This window comes from Aequorivita sp. IT1282 (assembly GCF_058068205.1).
Genome location: NZ_JBYRHR010000005.1, coordinates 325,164 through 343,334 on the forward strand (window position 1 = coordinate 325,164; position 18,171 = coordinate 343,334).

Genomic DNA, 18,171 nt, shown 5'->3' on the forward strand with positions numbered 1-18,171 from the left:
CCAAACCTTTATAATGAAAAAACTAATACTCGGCGCCTTTATGTGTATGGGCGCCATCGGCTTTTCGCAAGACAATGGCTACTTTTTTGGTAGCTTAGAATCCAACTCTCAATGGCTTTTAGACGATGAAGATTTTAATTTCATCGCTCCTGAAGATCAATTTAGAGCCAATAATTATTTGCAACTTAACTATTCACTCGGAAAATTTACTGCAGGCGTTCAATACGAATCCTACTTGCCTTCTGCCCTTTTGGGATATTCTCCAACTTGGGATGGACAGAACGGAGTAGGAACCTACTATCTTAATTTCAGAAATGAAACCTTAGACATTACTGGAGGTTATTTTTATGAGCAATTTGGTAGCGGTTTAATTCTTCGCTCATGGGAAGACAGACAATTAGGAATAAACAACGCAATGAAAGGAGTTCGCGTTAAGTTTAATCCAACAGCCACCTTGGGCATAACAGGTGTTTATGGCCAAATACGAAACGGTTTTGATGTTTCAGAAGGTGTTATTCAAGGGCTTGATGCAAACTTAGATTTAAGCGAGCTTATGAAAATAGAAGCTGTAGATTTAAAATTAGGCGCAAGTTATGTAGGTCGTTACCAAGATAACGGCTCTGGCGATTCTATTCCCGCAAACATTAACGCTTACGGTGGTAGATTAGATTTTGTGATTTCAAATTTCTACGGAAGTATTGAAGCAATTACGAAAGACCCAGATGTATTAATAAATGAAGGAGAAGTTATTACGCCACAATTATTTGACGGTACAGCATTACAATTAAATATGGGTTATGCCCAAAAGGGATTAGGTATAAATTCTACATTTAGAAGATTGGAAAATTTCACGTTCTATGCAGATAGATATGCTGAAGGCAATCAATTCAATGAACAATTAGTAAACTATGTTCCTGCTATTACCAAACAACACGATTACCTACTTTCTAACATCTACGTTTACAACTCACAACCACGTCTTCTTTTTTCCGAAAACGAAAAAAGAGCCGGTGAAGTTGGGGCACAGGTAGATGTGTATTTTTCTTTTGACAAAGAATCTGTATTAGGAAAATATGGAACCAAAGTAGCAGGAAATTTTGCATACTGGGCTGGCTTAGAAGCAACCTATAATGTTGACGATTTAACGTATGACGCTAAATTTATTGGCGCCGGAGATCGTTATTTCCGCGATTTAAATATTGAAATAAAAAACCGTTGGACATCTAAGTGGAGCACTGTTGCATCTTACCAAGATGTAATTATTGACAAAGGAGTTTCTCAAGGTGGTATTCTAGGATCTGAAGGAGATATTAGAGCACAAGTTGCAGTTGTTGAAGCTACGCGTCGTTTTGAAAAAGGGAAAGCATTACGTCTTGAACTTCAACATTTATGGACTAAAGACGACGATAAAAACTGGGCTGCCAGTGTTTTGGAATACAACTTCAATCCTACCTTTACTATTTATGCCGCAGACTCTTGGAACTATGGTGGAGAAGAAGAACTTCATTATTATAGTGTAGGTGGAAGTTATACAAAAGGAAGAGCTCGTTTCGCAATGAACTACGGAAGACAACGCGGAGGTTTAATTTGCGTTGGTGGCGTTTGTAGAGAAGTTCCTGCAAGTACAGGTGTAACAGCAAACCTTGTAGTTACTTTTTAAGAAACCATAAGTTTTAAATACAAAAAGGCCCCGAAGAGAACTTCGGGGCCTTTTTATGTTAGGTATTTTAAAGTCTTATTGAACTAAAAATTTACTAGTCTGCACACCACCATTATGGTTCTTAAACTGAACAATATATGTTTGTGGGCTCAAGTCTGAAACATTTATAACCTGACGGCCAATTTCAAAGTTTCCTTGTTTAACAACTTTACCTTGAATATTATAAACAACCATATTTACTGGTTCGTTTACATTCAAAACTAATTCGTTTGAAACTAAAGTAGATTGAATAGTAAGGTTTACCGAAGTATTATCTTTTACACCTCCCGTTGGATCGTAGCGATACGTAAATAATAAAGGAGTACCTGTTTCAACCGTTCCTGCTGCATCTTCATATTGACGGAAAGCAAAAACAAAATCAACACTACCAGCACCGGTTCCTGGATCATCGTTCCAAAAGTGATTACCCATAGGTGTAGTTTCGCCAATAGCTATAGGAAGCGCATCTTCGTTTGAAGGAGGCACTGTTGCACCAGGAAGAAGATTGTTATAACATAAACCATAGCATAATTGTTCAAACTGTCCATTAGTTGAGTTTGTTTCAGATACATACTCAATTCTAGTATAAATTTCCTCAGCAGGATTGTCGTTGGTTACGAAAAATTCGTAAGAAGCATCTGGATAGCTTAGCGTCCCGAATTGAATAACATCACCATTATTCAACACATTACCTGATCTGTCCATAACTGTGTACTGAGCATTTGCCATTGCAACTGAACCAAGAACACTTAAGAGTAGTAGTTTAAATTTCATTGTTTTTGTTTTTAGGTTAAATATTTTAAAAAGTTTACTGAGAAAAGCAAAAGTAAAGATAATTATTAAAACCTATCGATTCTTTACTATTTCTCTTTCAGACATTTATAATTTCATTAAATTGATTACTGGTACAAATAGAGCTAAAAAGCCATCTAATCTCCTAATCATTGTGAACTTCATGCTAATTTTGCCTAATTAATAGTGAAATTAGTGCCTCACAGTTGATTATTTGAAATAATAAAACGAAATTAGTAAATTTTAACATAAATTACGTAAATATTTGATTTGTTGGAGCTCGAAAATTAAATATAAAAAAGTACATTTACCGCCAACTTATTTTCACAATAATTGTTAAATTTAGTAAGTTTAAATTAACAATACGTCTTAATAAGGTTTTGACATTGGCTAGGGTAAGATAATTTCGGGTAAACGTGTAGATGTATACATCAGAAAATAAAAATCTTATTCTCGAATAATTATAAGATATATAATGTGTTTTTTGAAATGATCGCCACAGAATTGCTCAAGGCTTTATATAGATTTTAAACTTAAAACAAAGAATCATTTATTTATACATAGAAAATAAAAAATTAATTTCGCAACTAACTGACTTCAAATTACATAGATATAATATTTATTTCTAATTTTATAAACTTCAATTCACTCTAAACCTAAATTTTTAAATCATGATTAAAAAACTACCCTTCACGCTAGTTGTTTCATTAATTGCTCTCGCATCATACGGGCAGACAATTGTATCAACTTCACCAGAAAACAAAAATGTAGTTCTTGAAGAATATACAGGAATCCATTGCGTGTATTGTCCGTCAGGTCATGCAATTGCAAAAGCTATTCAAGACGCTCACCCAGATGACGTAGTGCTTATCAACATCCACCAAGGAGGTTATGCAGCTCCAAATGGAAACGAACCAGATTTCAGAACTCCTTATGGTAATGCAATTGTAGCACAATCATATTCTGGCTCAGGTTTTGGTTATCCATCTGGATCAGTAAACAGACACGTCTTTCCAGGTCGCTCTATGGCTACTGGCGGCGGTACTGCTATGTCTAGAAGTAATTGGGCTGTTTCGTCTAACGAAACTTTGGCAATTGCCTCTGAAGTAAACGTAGCTATTGAAGCTGTAATTGATGTACAAACAAATGTTCTAACCATTCACGTGGAAGGATATTACACTAGCAACAGCCCAGAAAGTACAAATTTATTAAATGTTGCTCTTCTACAAAACAACACTGCAGGACCACAAACTGGTGGTGGACAAGGAAATAATTACATCCACATGCACAGACTTGTTGAAATGATTACTGGCCAATGGGGTGAAGTTATCAATACAACAACTGCAGGTACATTTGTAGACCGCACGTATACATACCCAATTCCTGCAGCTTATAACAACGTACCAACTGAGCTAGCCGATATGGAAGTTGTTGTTTTTATTAGTAACACCCAACAAGAAATTCCTAGTGGATCTCGTGCTTTCCCAACTTATACTGGAATTACAACTAACAATGATGCATCTGTTGATGAGGTTTTAGAGATATTACCTACTTGTGCTGCAGAACTTGGACCAGATGTAGTTATCCAAAACTTAGGAGCAAATCCATTAACTTCATTAGCTATTGAGTATGTTATAAATGGTCAATCGAACACGTATAACTGGACTGGAAACATTACTTCTCTTAGAAAAGAAACAATTACTTTACCTGCTGTTCCATATACTTTAAACGGTACAAACACACTAGAAGTAAATGTTCCTTCTGATGATGACAACAACAACAACTCACAGTCAATTACTTTTGATGAATCAATTGGCGGTACAGGAACTGTAGATCTTGAAATAATTACTGATGCTTATGGATCAGAATGTCGTTGGAATTTAAAGGACGGAAGCGGAACTATTATTGAACAAGGAGGACCTTATTCTAACAACCAAACTTTAAACTTCCGTTTTAACTTAGATTCAGATTGTTACACATTTTCAGCACTAGATACTTTCGGTGATGGAGGAACAAGATTTACCTTAACAGATCACGAAGGAACTCAGCTTTTCAGAGCAGTTGGAGACTGGGGTTCTGAAAAACTAGGTAACTTTAGCAGTAATGGTGTATTAGGAACTAATGATTTCAACACTGAAAACATTAGCTTATATCCAAATCCTGCTAGTACAGTACTAAATCTTAAAAATGCTGAAAACGCAAATATTCAAATATTCGATGTTCTTGGAAAATTGATTCTTTCACAAGAAAACATTTCTATGGATGCACAAATAAATGTTGCTAATCTTCAGACTGGAACTTACTTTATGAAAATTTCTAAAGACAATACTGTTGCAACAAAAAGATTCTTGATTTCAAAATAAATCGTTTTTCTTAAACATTTTAAAAACCCCGACTCGTTCGGGGTTTTTTTATTACTTTAAATGAAAATATGCTACGATGAAATACGCTATTAAAGACGAAAAAATAGTTTTTAACGACCATTATAAAATGGTAAAAGCCACAGTAACTTACGATACTTTTAACGGAAAGCAGATTACAGCAAAAAGATTAGCTTTTGAGAGAGGCAATTCGGTGGCTATTATTCTTTTTGAAAAGGAAACCCAAAGTATTTTATTAACCAATCAATTCCGTTATCCAAGTTGTAAAAACCAAGATGGCTGGCTGCTAGAAATACCCGCAGGTTCTCTGGAAGAAAATGAAGAGCCCAAAGATTGTGTAAAACGCGAAGTAATGGAAGAATTGGGCTACCAAATAGCAAATCCAAAATTAATAAGCACCTTCTACACCTCACCAGGTGCTTCAACGGAACGTATATTTTTATATTATTCGGAAGTTTCTGAGAATGATAAAATTGGAAATGGTGGCGGTAATTCAGAAGAAAGCGAAGATATTCAACTAGTAAAAATTCCTGTTTCAGAAATAGCTTCTAAAATTTCAGAATTGAAAGACGCCAAAACTATTCTTGCGTTGCAATGGTATTTGCTTCAAAAAGAGCTCCTTTTAAAGACTTTAAACATTAGCCCTTAAATTTCATAGGTAGATATACCACGCTTTTGGTTTCATAAAATTCTTCTTCAAAAAAGTCACTTAAAGGAAAGATTGCAGCATTTTTATAAACCTTTAATTCTTCACTTAAATCACCTCCTTTTAAATAAAGGATTCCGTTTTTTCGTTCGTGCATGCTTTGTTTGGCAATTTTTCCATTTACCCAATGTACAAAAGTTTCCATCTGGGCCACGGCGCGACTTACTATAAAATCGTACTTTCCAGAAACCGTTTCCACACGCGCATTGGTGGCTTTTACATTTTCCAATTTCAGGCCTGCAACTACTTCTTCAACAACTTTTATTTTTTTTCCGATGCTATCCACAAGATGAAACTTTACCTCTGGATATAAAATAGCAAGCGGAATACCAGGAAAACCGCCTCCCGTACCCACGTCCAATATTTTTGAACCAGGAAGAAAAGGCTGTATTTTTGCAATTCCTAACGAATGGAGCACATGCCGAAGGTAAAGCTCTTCAATATCCTTTCGGGAAACCACATTTATTTTTAAATTCCAATCTTCATAAAGCGCTTGTAATTGGGTTAATTGACTCATTTGATGGTCAGTTAACTCCGGAAAATATTTTAATATGAGTTCCATAATTATATTTAAGAGGCAAAAGTATGTTATCTTTGGTAAAATTATGATTTTGTACCTCCCGATTTCCACAAAAGATAATTATTTTTGTGCTTTTCACCGTAACAAATTTCAGTTAACAATTACATTTTGACATATACAAATTTAAATTTTTCAAGAGTTGACAGCGCTAAATTTTTTAGGACTCTAAATAAGCGCGTTAACGATTATTTTAAAGAAAACGAAATAGCTCGAACAGGCAATTGGAAATTGCATCTGAAAACTATTATCATGTTTTCAATTTACCTTACTCCCTACTTTTTACTTTTAACGCTAAACGTCCCCGGATGGGCTCAATTGTTGTTTACCGTTGTTATGGGTGTTGGTATGGCTGGCGTGGGTATGAATGTAATGCACGACGCAAACCACGGATCTTACTCATCAAAAAAATGGGTTAACAAAGTAATGGGCAGCAGTATGTATATACTTGCCGGAAATGTTTACAATTGGCAGGTACAGCATAATGTGCTTCACCATACTTATACCAATATTCACGGTCACGATGAAGATTTGGAAGCGGGAAGAATATTACGTTTTTCAAAACATTCAAAATGGAACAAAATGCATAAATTTCAACATTGGTACAGCATTTTCTTTTATGGCTTGTTAACCTTTAACTGGGTACTTACTACAGATTTTTTTCAGACTAAAAGATATTTGGCGCGTAAGCTTTCTTACGGAAAATTGCCAAAACCAATTACGCAGTGGAGTATTTTGGTGGTTACTAAATTAATCTATATTTCACTTTGGATTGTAATTCCTATATTATTCTTCAACATTGTTTGGTGGAAAATTTTGCTAGGCTTCTTTATAATGCATTATGTAGCAGGACTAATACTGAGTATCGTTTTCCAACTTGCACATGTTGTTGAAGATACTGATATCTTATTGCCAGATGAAAGCGGCACAATGAAGAACACTTGGGCGATTCACCAATTGTTCACTACTACGAATTTCGGAACAAAAAACAAGATTGTAAATTGGTACACTGGTGGTTTAAATCATCAAGTAGAACACCATATATTTCCGAATATTAGCCACGTTCACTATAAAAACATTTCGAAAATAGTGAAGAGTACTTCAAAAGAATTTAATCTACCATACAAAGAATATAAAACTACCCGCAGCGCTATTCTTGCACATTTCCGTCATTTAAAAGAAATGGGCATTAAACCTGCCGTATCCGCATAATATTTATGGACAACAGACTTTCAAAACGTGTGAACGAGATGGCAATCTCTGCCACGCTGGCAATGGCCGCCAAAACTAGAGAATTAAAAGAGCAAGGAATCGATATTATTGGTTTGAGTCTTGGAGAACCAGATTTTCCAATACCAGATTATATAAAAGAGTCTGCTATTCTGGCTATTGAGAATGACTACCACTCTTATTCGCCCGTAGATGGTTATGGCGATCTTAAAAAAGCCATCATCACTAAATTTAAAAGAGACAATAACATAGATTATAAACCTTCGCAAATTGTGGTTTCCACAGGCGCTAAGCAGTCTTTGGCAAATTTAACAATGGTGCTTTTAGAAGAAGGCGACGAAGTTTTGCTTCCAGCCCCATATTGGGTAAGTTATGCAGACCAATGTAAAGTAGCAGGCGGAGTTCCAAAAGAAATTTCCAGCTCTATTGAAACAGATTTTAAAGTTACTGCAGAAGCACTAGAAGCTGCTATTACTCCAAAAACTAAAATGATTATCTACAGCTCCCCTTGTAATCCAAGTGGTTCTGTTTATAGTAAAAAAGAACTTCGCAAACTTGCAGATGTTTTGGTAAAATACCCAGACATTATTGTTATTAGCGACGAAATTTACGAACATATCAATTTTAGCGGAGGTCACGCCTCTATGGCAGAATTTGAAGACATGTACGATCGCACCGTAGTAGTAAATGGTGTTTCTAAAGCCTTTTCTATGACCGGTTGGCGTATTGGTTACATTGGCGCTCCAGAGTGGATAGCCAAAGCGTGCACTAAAATGCAAGGCCAAGTAACTAGTGGTGCAAACTGTATTGCACAAAGAGCAACCATAACTGCTTTGGAAAATTCGCCAAGCAAAATAAAGTTTATGGTCGACGCCTTTAAAGAACGAAGAACATTAATCTTAGGATTACTTTCTGAAATTGAAGGTTTCAAAACAAACCAACCCGAAGGCGCATTTTATGTGTTTCCAGATATTTCGTATTTCTTCGGAAAAACGCTGCGCGGAATAAACATAAATACCGCTTCAGATTTTTCACTTTATTTACTAGAAGAAGCCAAGGTAGCCACCGTTACTGGTGAAGCTTTTGGCGATCCAAACTGCATTCGTCTTTCTTATGCTGCATCAGAAACAGACATAAAAGAAGCTATGCGCAGAATTAAAGAAGCTATAGAATAATAAAAATTTTCATCATAACAAAACGGGATTGATAATTTTAAATCAATCCCGTTTTCTTGTTAGAAATTATCTGTAAATTGGGCGTTTATATTTTTTAACTTCTAATACATATTATAAACAATGAAAACCAAAATTACGCTATTACTTTTTTTCTTTGCACTTTCCTTCGGAATGCTAGCACAGGAAAAAACAAAGCCAACTTTTATTGGCACCATAGGCTCCATGGTACACGTTCCGTCAATAGCCTCTCAGACTAATCTTGCTCCAGCTAGAGTGAAGGAACAAGTTATGCAAGATGGAAGAGCTTCTAAAAACTTAATTGTTCCTGGAAAAGATCCACAAATAGAGGATGATTATTTCAAGAGAAATCCAGACAAATTGGAGCAAATGCTTAGCGGAAGAGCTCCATCTCTAGTATTTGATGCAGCTTCGTCAAACTCACAACCTACAGATCCTTCAATAGGTGTAGGCCCAAATCATGCAGTTGTTGTTTTCAACACTGGTTTCAGGATTTTTGATAAAAGTGGAAATCCACTTACCGGGCAAATTTCACCAAACCCAACCATTTTTCCAAATGGAGGTTGCTGCGATCTTACCATTTCTTATGACAACGCTGCAGATAGATTTGTTATGACCTTTTTAGGTAGTGGCGCTCAAATAGCAGTTTCTGATGGACCAGACCCAGTAAATGATGGCTGGTATGTTTATACTATTTCTCAAATTAATGACTATCAAAAACTTTCAGTTTGGAGTGATGGCTATTATATGACTGACAATACCAGTGCTGCAAATAGAATTTATGCAATGGAAAGAACGAAGATGCTAGCTGGTGACCCAACTGCTCAAATACTTGGTTTTCCACTTCCTGGAATTGTAACAAGCGGTTTTTATAGCCCACAAGCACTAAACGTAACCAATGACAATCTTCCTGCTGCAGGAGGTATGCCAATTGTTTATTTGCAAGATGATGCATGGTCGGGTGTTGCACAAGATCACGTAAAACTTTGGACTGTAGATGTAAACTGGACAACTCCAGGAAGCTCTACAATATCTGCTCCAGTTGAATTAACAACTACACCTTTCATTTCAGTTTTTGACGGTGGAAGCTTTTCAAACTTGGCTCAACCAGGCGGTGGTGCTAGCATAGATGCGCTACAGGCTACAGTAATGAACCAGGCTCAATTCAGAAAATTTGGAGGTCATAATTCTGCAGTATTTAATTTTGTTGTAGATACTGATGCTTCTGGAGGAGAACTTGCAGGAGTACGCTGGTTTGAACTTAGACAACCTGCTGACGGACAACCGTGGAGTATTTATCAGGAAGGTACATATACTTCGCCTGATGGAAAACACGCTTGGCACGCAAGTATGATGATGGATGTTCAAGGAAACATAGGTATGGGTTACACGGCTATGGCTGGTCCAACAACGCCAGATCCAACTACTAAAAGAGTTAGTTCATATTACACAGGGCGCTACTCAAGCGATCCATTAAACACGATGACGGTTGCAGAAGAATTAATTGCTGCTGGAAATCAAAATATCCCTGGAACTCGTTACGGCGATTACAGTAAAATTGATATAGATCCTGCTAACGATAAACAATTCTGGTTTATTAATGAATATATGAATACCGGAAGAAAAGATGTTGTAGGCGTTTTTCAAATTGCACCAAACTTCAATGATGATATTGGTGTAGTGAGTATTGATGCTCCAGAAACTGGAACGCTATCTAATAGTGAAACGGTTACTGTTACTATTTTTAATTACGGACAAAACAGCGCTTCCACTTTTCCTGTAACATTTCAGGTTGATGGTGGAACCGTTATTTCTGAAACTTATACAGGTACAATCGCATCTGCCGCTACTGCGCAATATACATTTACGGCTACTGCTAACTTAGGTACGGTAGGACAAACGTACATTATTACAGCAAAAACTAATTTAGTTGGCGACGAAGACAATGGAAACGATGCTCGCACAAAATCAGTTATTTATTTAGAGCCTAATGATATTGGTGTAAGTGCTATTACTTCACCTGTATCGGGAACTAGCCTTACAGCTGCCGAAGATATAATTGTTACCATTACTAACTTTGGTGGAGAGTCACAATCAAATTTTGACGTTTCCTACGATTTAGACGGAACAGTGGTTACTGAAGTATATACTGGCACATTAGCTGGAGATACGGCAGCTTCTTTCACTTTTGCGCAAACAGGAGATTTTTCTGCCATTGGAAGTTATAATTTATCGGCTTACACATCTTTGCCAGGCGATAGTGATACTACAAATGATGCTAAAACTGTAATTATTGCACACCAAAATTGCCAGCCTGTTGGAGATTGTTCTTTCGGCGATGGATTGCAACTTTTCAGTGTTACAGACATTAACAATACATCAGATTGCGAAGGTTATGCAGATTTCACTAATCTTATAGCAGGAATGGAAGCAGATACTACTTACGATCTTACTTTAACAACAGGTTACGGAAATCAGTACGTTCGTGTTTGGATAGATTTTAACGACGATTTCGTTTACAGTATGGATGAGCTTGTTGTAGATAATATAATAATTGCACCGGGTCAGGCTGGTGGATCATATACTACTACAACAGATTTAGTTGTTCCTGCAGGTGCGGCTTTCGGTCAGCATTTAATGAGAGCTAAAACTAACTGGAATGGACCAGTACCAGACGATGCTTGTGAAGAAACTAACTTTGGTGAAACTGAAGATTATTCTGCACAAATTGGAACTGCTGGTGTTACAGATAACCTTTTTGACGAAAATGGACTTACAATTCTAACGTTAGAAAACAACAATTTCGATGTAAGCTTAAAAACTATTAATTACTCAGAATCTATGAATCTAACGGTGTTTAATACCCTTGGCCAAAGATTGTTATTCAGAAAACTGGAAAACAATGGCAACGGATACACTTACAAATTAGATATGAGTTATGTAGCTAAAGGAGTTTATTTAGTTCGCGTTGGTAACAAAGACAACGGAAGAGTAAAACGAATTATCGTTAAGTAATTTCGAATATTTATTAGTTTAAAAACCCAAAGCACTAATACTGCTTTGGGTTTTTTCGTTAAATCTAATACTGTATTTTTACAAAAACTTTAAAAATGGCCAAAATTTTATTATTCGGAAGTGGAGAATTAGGAAAGGAATTCACCATTGCCGCCAAAAGAATAGGACAAACTGTAATTGCTGTAGACAGCTATCCCAATGCTCCCGCGGCCCAACTCGCAGATTTTGCCGAAGTAATAAATATGCTGGACGGCAAAGCTTTGGATGCGTTAGTTGAAAAATACAAACCAGATTACATTGTACCTGAAATTGAAGCCATTCGCACCGAACGTTTTTATGAATATGAAAAACAGGGTTACACGGTAATCCCTTCTGCGAGGGCGGCAAATTTCACCATGAACCGAAAAGCCATTCGCGATTTAGCCTCTAAAGAATTAGGCTTAAAAACTGCCGAATATCGCTACGCAACCTCAGCCGAGAGCTTAAAGAAAGCGGTTGCAGAAATAGGAATGCCCTGCGTTGTAAAACCCTTAATGTCTTCCAGCGGAAAAGGCCAAAGCACAATAAAAACCGAAGCAGATATTGAAAAAGCCTGGCAATATACACAAGATGGTTCCCGCGGCGATGTTGCCGAAGTGATTGTGGAAGCATTTGTAAATTTTAATTACGAAATTACACTGCTCACCGTTACCCAGCGCACCGGAAAAACACTTTTCTGCCCGCCCATTGGCCATCGTCAAGAACGCGGCGATTATATGGAAAGCTGGCAACCTGCACCCATGAAAAGCGCTGTTTTAGAAGAAGCACAACAAATGGCCGAAAAAGTAACCACTGCCCTAACAGGCTGTGGTATTTGGGGTGTTGAGTTTTTTGTTGCAGATGATGGGGTTTATTTTTCAGAACTCTCTCCTCGTCCGCACGACACGGGGATGGTAACCTTAGCGAACACCCAAAATTTTAATGAATTTGAATTGCACCTTCGCGCCATACTCGGACTCCCAATTCCTGAAATTACGCTAGAACGCATAGGCACCAGCGCGGTAATTTTAGCTACAGAAAATTCTGAAAACCCTAATTTTGAAGGGCTTGAAATAGTAGCGGCATCGCCAAAAACAGATTTTAGAATTTTCGGCAAACCCACTTCCCGTCCGTACCGAAGAATGGGCGTAGTTTTAACGTACGACAATTTAGATGGTGATATCGATAAGGTTATTGAAAGAGCGAAAAACTTAGTTAATAATGTAAAAGTAACGTCAGATTAAAATTATAAATGACTGATTTTAGTGGAACACATAATTCACGAAGTGAATAAGGTTTTGCTTAGTCTCTTTATTCTATTTGAAATTTCAACCTACCTATTTCTCCAGAAAAAAGGCGTTAAAAGAATAAGTACCGTAAACAATTCCAGTCTACCAATAAGCATTAAGAAACTTGACCACCATTTGGCAGCATCGGGCAAGTATGCATAATTATTCACCGGGCCAAGATCACCGAGGGCGGGGCCCACATTTCCTAATGTTGACGCAGCTCCACCGAGGGCGGTTTTAAAATCTAAGCCCAACCAAGAAAAAACTAAAGTCCCAACAATAAATGAAAGCATATAAAGAATGAAGAACCCCAGTATATTGAATACAATTTGTTTGGGCACCGCTTTCTGATTATAACGCACCGGCAAAATAGCGTGCGGGTGAAGTGTTCTTTTAAATTCAAGTACGCCGTTTTTAATCATTATTAAATGGCGCATTATCTTAATTCCTCCAGCTGTGGAACCTGCGCAACCGCCCAAAAACATCATTCCGAAAAAGAAAATTGTTAAAAATGGCGTCCACATTGTGTAATCGGCACTCACAAAACCTGTGGTTGTAATAATCGTAAGTACTTGAAATAGTCCGTGACGAAAAGCGCTTTCAAAAGGACCCCAAACCATTGGGTGCGCTATACTTGAAACGGTTACATCTGCTTCAAAATAGATTAATATGGCTGCCACAATGGTTAACGCAACTATAAAAATAGTGTACATTTTAAATTCTTCATCGTGAAGTATTTTCTGAAATTTGCGCTTAAAGGCGAAATAGCTTAAAACAAAATTACTCCCCGCTAAAAACATAAAGAAAATGATAATGTATTGCACCATCGGATTATCATTCCAATAAGCAACACTAGCATTTTTAGTTGAAAATCCTCCTGTACTCAGCGTTGCTAAAGAATGGTTTATAGCATCAAAAAAGCTCATTCCAGCAATTTTCAATAATATGGTTTCAGCTAAAGTATAACCCACGTAAATTAGCCATAATCGCTTAGCCGTATCTGTAATTCGTGGATGAAGTTTGTCGCCACTTGGGCCAGGTGCTTCGGCAGAAAAGAGCTGCATACCACCAATACCAAGCAATGGTAAAATGGCTATTGCTAAAACAATAATCCCCATCCCTCCTATCCAATGTGTGATGCTACGCCAAAACAAAACACCACGCGGGATAATTTCAATATCAGTTAAAATAGATGCTCCCGTAGTGGTATAACCACTCATCGTTTCAAAAAAAGCATTTGTAAAATCCGGAATGGCACCGGTAAAAAGATAGGGCAACGTACCAATCAGCGCCATAAAAATCCAACCAAAAGTAACGATTATATAACCTTCCCGCTTTTTGATTTCCTTTCTGTGGTTTCGGGTAAGCAGCATTACAATTCCCCCAACGCCCAGCGCGACGGCACCCGCCATTATCATTTCAGTAAACACGCCATCTTCGTAATACCAACTTACGATGGAAGACAATAACATAAAACCACCGTTCACCATGAGCAATAGGCCCATTAAGTGCGAAATGATTTTATAATTAAGTTTGGCGAGTGAATTCATTAAATGAACATTGTTTCTACTTTCCTGATAGATTGCGGAAGACAGCAAACCACTACTCTATCGCCGTTTCTAATTTCGAAATCGCCCAAGGCAATAATGCCTTTTCCATCTCTAATTACTCCGCCAATTATAGCCGAAACAGGAAAATCTAAATCTTTAATTTTTTTGTTGCAGACTTTAGAATGGCTCGAAACAACGAACTCGAGAAGTTCTGCATTCATGTTGTTTAGCTTCGTCATTGCCACAACTTCACCTTTACGTACGTAGCGAAATATATTATTGGCCGCCAAAAGCTTTTTATTAATAAGGGTATCTATACCTATGGAATGCGAAAGTTGAAAATAATCCATATTTTCTACCAAAGCGATTGCTTTTTTCACTCCTTTTGATTTTGCAACCAAACAAGACATAATATTGGTTTCGCTATTTCCAGTTACGGAGATAAAAGCGTCCATATCTTCAATAGATTCTTCAGATAATAAATCAACATTTCTACCATCGCCATTAATTACTAGACAGCCCGGAATATCATCGGCAATTTCGAATGCTTTGTCTTTATTGCTTTCAATAAGTTTTACGTTGAAATTTCCTTTACAAAGATCTTTTGCTGTTTTATAACCAATTTTACTTCCGCCGAGAATCATTACATTTTTAATTTCCTGGCGCACCTTTCCTGTAAGTTTGAATATTTGATCCAAACCATTTTTGCAGGTAGTAAAATAAACTTGATCTCCTTCTTTAAATTGTGTGTCTCCACGTGGTATAAGCGTGTACTGCGTACCATAACGCTGCAATGCAATTGGCACGTAGCGCAGTTCGGGATTCAGCTTCGCAACTTCTTTTACAGATTTTCCAACAAATGCCGAAGTACGCGATAAACTTAGCCCTATCATCGTTAAGGCTCCGTTTTCAAATTCATAGGTATCGTTAAAAGCGCTTTGGCCAAGCAATAGTTCAATTTCATTGGCAGCCAAAGATTCTGGCGAAATAAGTTCGTCAATCCCAAATTTTTTAAATCCTACTTCATCTTTTCTATCGATAAATTCGGTATTGGAAATACGCGCAATTGTACGCTTAGCGCCCAATTGTTTTGCAAGTACGCAAACGGTAATATTGGTGGTTTCACTAGAAGTAACTGCAATTAAAAGATCGGTATCGTTAACGCGCGAATCTTGTAATACAGAAATGGATGTGGCATCTCCGCGCACAACCCGTATATCTAGGTTGGTGTCTGCGTGAGCAAGCGAGTCGCGGTTGGGATCAATAAGGGTGATATCTTGCGATTCAAAGGAAAGCAATTTTGCAAGGTGAAACCCTACTTCACCGGCCCCGGCAATAATAATCTTCATTTAGATGGGATTAGTTTTTTCAGAATAACTTTTTGTGGAATCAACTCCAAGTAAATCTTTTATGAAACTTTACAGCAGCAAAGATATAGAAATAAAAGGCATCGTTAACCAAATAGTCTTGGTAGAATAATTACACTCAAAAGTTTGAAACTTCAACAAAGTTAGTAGCACCTCTTAAAAAATATGTAGTTTTGCAATCGATTTTATGGAAAAGAAAATAACACCTTATAAAGATTCTTCTGACGGAAAAAAGAAGCAGGTTGAACAAATGTTTGATACTATTTCTGAAAATTATGACGGCTTAAACCGTGTAATCTCATTGGGTTCTGATATTAAATGGCGAAAAAAAGTCATTAAAATGGTTGCCGAAAAAAATCCGAAATCTATTTTAGACATAGCTACGGGTACGGGCGATTTGGCAATTCAGTTTGCCGAAAAAACTTCGGCAGAAAAAATTATTGGTTTAGATATTTCTGAAGGCATGCTTTCCGTTGCCCGCAAAAAAGTTTTGGGAAAGGAAATTTCAGCAAAAATTGAATTTGTGCAAGCAGACTCTGAAGCCTTGCCTTTTGAAGATAACACCTTTGACGCCATCACCGTTTCTTTCGGAATCAGAAATTTTGAAAATCTTGAAAAAGGACTTTCTGAAATTCTGCGTGTACTAAAAAAAGGTGGCATATTTGTTATTTTGGAAACTTCGGTTCCCACAAAATTTCCGTTTAAACAAGGGTATTATTTTTATTCAAAAAACATATTGCCACTCGTTGGAAAGCTTTTTTCTAAAGATAAAGTGGCGTACAAATATTTAAGCGAAAGTGCCTCGGTATTTCCTTATGGTGAAAAGCTCAACAATATTTTGCGAAAAACGGGGTTTAATGAAGTGAAAAATAAACCACAAACTTTTGGCGTGGCAACCATCTATAATGCTACTAAATAATTTATGAAGAAGCTATTTTTTCTACTTGCCTTTTTATGTATTGCAAACAGCGTAAATGCGCAGTGGTTTTTTAACAAAGAGCGTATTGCCAATTTAGAGAATTTCGACAAAAAACAATTTACTTGGGGTTACTTCTTAGGCTTTAATAGCTACGATTTTAAATTTGACTATAAAGATCAATATGCCGATAATAACACAGACATTCTTGTGGAGCGATCTTCAGGTTTTAACGTAGGACTTGTTGGCGATTTGCGCATCAACGAATATATAAACTTACGTTTGGAGCCGGGACTTTATTTTACCCAGCGCGATTTAATTTTTCCTGGTTTTACGGAAGAAAGAGATTTTCTGCGCGAGGTGAAATCTACCTATATCCACGTGCCGCTTTTGGTTAAGGTTTCTACCAAACGATTAAATAATATAAAACCGTTCCTTATTGGCGGTGTTTCTACTTCGCTCAATCTTTCTAGCAACCAGAAAAACCCGGAAGACAACGAGCAGGGAAGATTCCGAATGACCAATGGCACAAATTATTACGAGCTAGGTTTTGGAATTGATTTATACCTATATTACTTCAAATTTACGCCTTCTATTCGAGGTGTTTTTGCGATGAATGATGAATTAATTCGCGACGACAACCCTAACAGTCCGTGGACTGGAAACATAGAAAAACTTTCTACTCGAGGTGTTTTTATAAACTTTACATTTCAATAGATCTTCTAAATTCGCTTAAAAGAATAGCGGTTGCCGTAGCTACATTAAGACTTTCTGTTTTTTGAATTTTTCCGAAACGGGGAATAGTTATTTTATTAGTTATTTTCTGAATTATTTCTTCTGAAATACCATTCGCTTCATTACCCATTACCACTATACCATCCTTCGGAAGTTTTTCGGAATATATATTTTTTCCTTCCATAAAACCCCCAAAAATGGGCAAAGTAGTATTTTCGAAATATTCCAAAAGCGACAAATAATGCACTTGAACTCGGGCTAAAGAACCCATAGTTGCTTGCACTACTTTTGGATTAAAACAATCGGCTGTATCTTCAGAACATATTAACTGTTGCACGCCAAACCAATCGCACAAACGAATTATTGTGCCCAGATTTCCGGGGTCGCGCACAGCATCCAGCGCTACAATTAATCCTGAATTCTGTAACGCATTTGCCTTTGGAATTTCAAATAACGCCAAAGAAGTATTTGCGGTTGTTAGAAAACTAATTTTTTTAAGCTCGGCTTCGGTAACAAGAAAATGATTTTCAGCAGTAATTTCAGAAGCATTGGTTGAAAAAAATGAATGAAGTTTTAACCCTTCTTTTTGCAATTCGGCAATTACTTTTGGCCCTTCAGCAACAAAAAGACCATTTAGAGCACGGTACTTTTTTTGTTGCAGACTCGTTATTAATTTTGTTTGACTTTTGCTGACCAAAATATA

General features: G+C 36.9%; 14 protein-coding genes. 9 read left to right on the top strand and 5 right to left on the bottom strand.

Translation table 11 applies throughout. The features are described from left to right. The first annotated feature begins 13 nt into the window (after positions 1-13). Entirely contained in the window at positions 14-1,660 is a 1,647-nt protein-coding gene (locus AC3RVG_RS13050) for a DUF6029 family protein (protein ID WP_489691910.1), read from the top strand. Between the two features lie 75 nt (positions 1,661-1,735). Here the strand turns inward: AC3RVG_RS13050 and AC3RVG_RS13055 are convergent, their stop codons facing one another. Further along, the gene (locus tag AC3RVG_RS13055; RefSeq protein WP_489691911.1) at positions 1,736-2,473 is read right to left on the bottom strand and encodes a T9SS type A sorting domain-containing protein; all 738 of its coding nucleotides are present in this window, start codon (positions 2,471-2,473) and stop codon (positions 1,736-1,738) included. A 689-nt stretch (positions 2,474-3,162) separates the two neighbouring features. Here AC3RVG_RS13055 and AC3RVG_RS13060 point away from each other — a divergent pair. Together AC3RVG_RS13060 and AC3RVG_RS13065 are read left to right on the top strand one after the other, a co-directional pair. After that, positions 3,163-4,854, top strand: coding sequence for a T9SS type A sorting domain-containing protein (locus tag AC3RVG_RS13060; protein ID WP_489691912.1), 1,692 nt, complete (start codon positions 3,163-3,165; stop codon positions 4,852-4,854). 76 nt (positions 4,855-4,930) lie between these two features. After that, positions 4,931-5,521, top strand: a complete 591-nt coding sequence (locus tag AC3RVG_RS13065; RefSeq protein WP_489691913.1) for an NUDIX domain-containing protein — start codon at positions 4,931-4,933, stop codon at positions 5,519-5,521. Here the strand turns inward: AC3RVG_RS13065 and rsmG are convergent. Beyond that, positions 5,511-6,140: a 16S rRNA (guanine(527)-N(7))-methyltransferase RsmG gene (gene rsmG, locus AC3RVG_RS13070; RefSeq protein WP_489691914.1), complete on the bottom strand. Its 630-nt coding sequence runs from the start codon at positions 6,138-6,140 to the stop codon at positions 5,511-5,513. The two genes, AC3RVG_RS13065 and rsmG, sit on opposite strands and share 11 nt — an antisense overlap. 267 nt (positions 6,141-6,407) lie before the next feature. On the opposite strand from rsmG, the gene AC3RVG_RS13075 reads away from it, so the two are divergent. From AC3RVG_RS13075 to purT, 4 genes are all read left to right on the top strand, one after another. Continuing rightward, a complete protein-coding gene (locus AC3RVG_RS13075; RefSeq protein WP_489691915.1) occupies positions 6,408-7,367 on the top strand; it encodes a fatty acid desaturase family protein in 960 nt (319 codons plus the stop codon). A 5-nt stretch (positions 7,368-7,372) separates the two neighbouring features. After that, positions 7,373-8,560: a pyridoxal phosphate-dependent aminotransferase gene (locus tag AC3RVG_RS13080; RefSeq protein ID WP_489691916.1), complete on the top strand. Its 1,188-nt coding sequence runs from the start codon at positions 7,373-7,375 to the stop codon at positions 8,558-8,560. Between the two features lie 120 nt (positions 8,561-8,680). Beyond that, positions 8,681-11,593: a GEVED domain-containing protein gene (locus AC3RVG_RS13085; RefSeq protein WP_489691917.1), complete on the top strand. Its 2,913-nt coding sequence runs from the start codon at positions 8,681-8,683 to the stop codon at positions 11,591-11,593. 95 nt (positions 11,594-11,688) lie between these two features. Continuing rightward, positions 11,689-12,855 (top strand): formate-dependent phosphoribosylglycinamide formyltransferase, encoded by a 1,167-nt coding sequence (purT, locus tag AC3RVG_RS13090; protein WP_489691918.1) that lies wholly within the window; start codon positions 11,689-11,691, stop codon positions 12,853-12,855. Positions 12,856-12,944: 89 nt separating this feature from the next. On the opposite strand, the gene AC3RVG_RS13095 is transcribed toward purT, so the two are convergent. Further along, entirely contained in the window at positions 12,945-14,450 is a 1,506-nt protein-coding gene (locus AC3RVG_RS13095) for a TrkH family potassium uptake protein (RefSeq protein ID WP_489691919.1), read from the bottom strand. Next, positions 14,450-15,799: a Trk system potassium transporter TrkA gene (gene trkA, locus AC3RVG_RS13100; RefSeq protein WP_489691920.1), complete on the bottom strand. Its 1,350-nt coding sequence runs from the start codon at positions 15,797-15,799 to the stop codon at positions 14,450-14,452. Before trkA ends, AC3RVG_RS13095 begins: the two co-directional genes overlap by 1 nt. Before the next feature lie 205 nt (positions 15,800-16,004). Here trkA and ubiE point away from each other — a divergent pair, with 205 nt between their 5' ends. Continuing rightward, entirely contained in the window at positions 16,005-16,736 is a 732-nt protein-coding gene (gene ubiE / locus AC3RVG_RS13105) for a bifunctional demethylmenaquinone methyltransferase/2-methoxy-6-polyprenyl-1,4-benzoquinol methylase UbiE (protein ID WP_489691921.1), read from the top strand. 3 nt (positions 16,737-16,739) lie between these two features. Further along, complete coding sequence (gene porT / locus AC3RVG_RS13110) at positions 16,740-17,450, top strand: type IX secretion/gliding motility protein PorT/SprT (RefSeq protein ID WP_489691922.1); 711 nt, start codon at positions 16,740-16,742, stop codon at positions 17,448-17,450. Here porT and AC3RVG_RS13115 read toward each other — a convergent pair. Then, positions 17,437-18,165 carry an RNA methyltransferase gene (locus AC3RVG_RS13115; RefSeq protein WP_489691923.1) on the bottom strand — a complete coding sequence of 243 codons (729 nt, stop codon included), beginning with the start codon at positions 18,163-18,165 and terminating at the stop codon, positions 17,437-17,439. The two genes, porT and AC3RVG_RS13115, sit on opposite strands and share 14 nt — an antisense overlap. Positions 18,166-18,171: the final 6 nt, after the last annotated feature.

Excerpts from the sequence above, each read along its gene's own strand:
- AC3RVG_RS13050 (WP_489691910.1), top strand. The coding sequence starts at position 14 with ATGAAAAAACTAATACTCGGCGCCTTTATGTGTATGGGCGCCATCGGC.
- AC3RVG_RS13055 (WP_489691911.1), bottom strand. The coding sequence starts at position 2,473 with ATGAAATTTAAACTACTACTCTTAAGTGTTCTTGGTTCAGTTGCAATG.
- AC3RVG_RS13060 (WP_489691912.1), top strand. The coding sequence starts at position 3,163 with ATGATTAAAAAACTACCCTTCACGCTAGTTGTTTCATTAATTGCTCTC.
- AC3RVG_RS13065 (WP_489691913.1), top strand. The coding sequence starts at position 4,931 with ATGAAATACGCTATTAAAGACGAAAAAATAGTTTTTAACGACCATTAT.
- rsmG (WP_489691914.1), bottom strand. The coding sequence starts at position 6,140 with ATGGAACTCATATTAAAATATTTTCCGGAGTTAACTGACCATCAAATG.
- AC3RVG_RS13075 (WP_489691915.1), top strand. The coding sequence starts at position 6,408 with ATGTTTTCAATTTACCTTACTCCCTACTTTTTACTTTTAACGCTAAAC.
- AC3RVG_RS13080 (WP_489691916.1), top strand. The coding sequence starts at position 7,373 with ATGGACAACAGACTTTCAAAACGTGTGAACGAGATGGCAATCTCTGCC.
- AC3RVG_RS13085 (WP_489691917.1), top strand. The coding sequence starts at position 8,681 with ATGAAAACCAAAATTACGCTATTACTTTTTTTCTTTGCACTTTCCTTC.
- purT (WP_489691918.1), top strand. The coding sequence starts at position 11,689 with ATGGCCAAAATTTTATTATTCGGAAGTGGAGAATTAGGAAAGGAATTC.
- AC3RVG_RS13095 (WP_489691919.1), bottom strand. The coding sequence starts at position 14,450 with ATGAATTCACTCGCCAAACTTAATTATAAAATCATTTCGCACTTAATG.
- trkA (WP_489691920.1), bottom strand. The coding sequence starts at position 15,799 with ATGAAGATTATTATTGCCGGGGCCGGTGAAGTAGGGTTTCACCTTGCA.
- ubiE (WP_489691921.1), top strand. The coding sequence starts at position 16,005 with ATGGAAAAGAAAATAACACCTTATAAAGATTCTTCTGACGGAAAAAAG.
- porT (WP_489691922.1), top strand. The coding sequence starts at position 16,740 with ATGAAGAAGCTATTTTTTCTACTTGCCTTTTTATGTATTGCAAACAGC.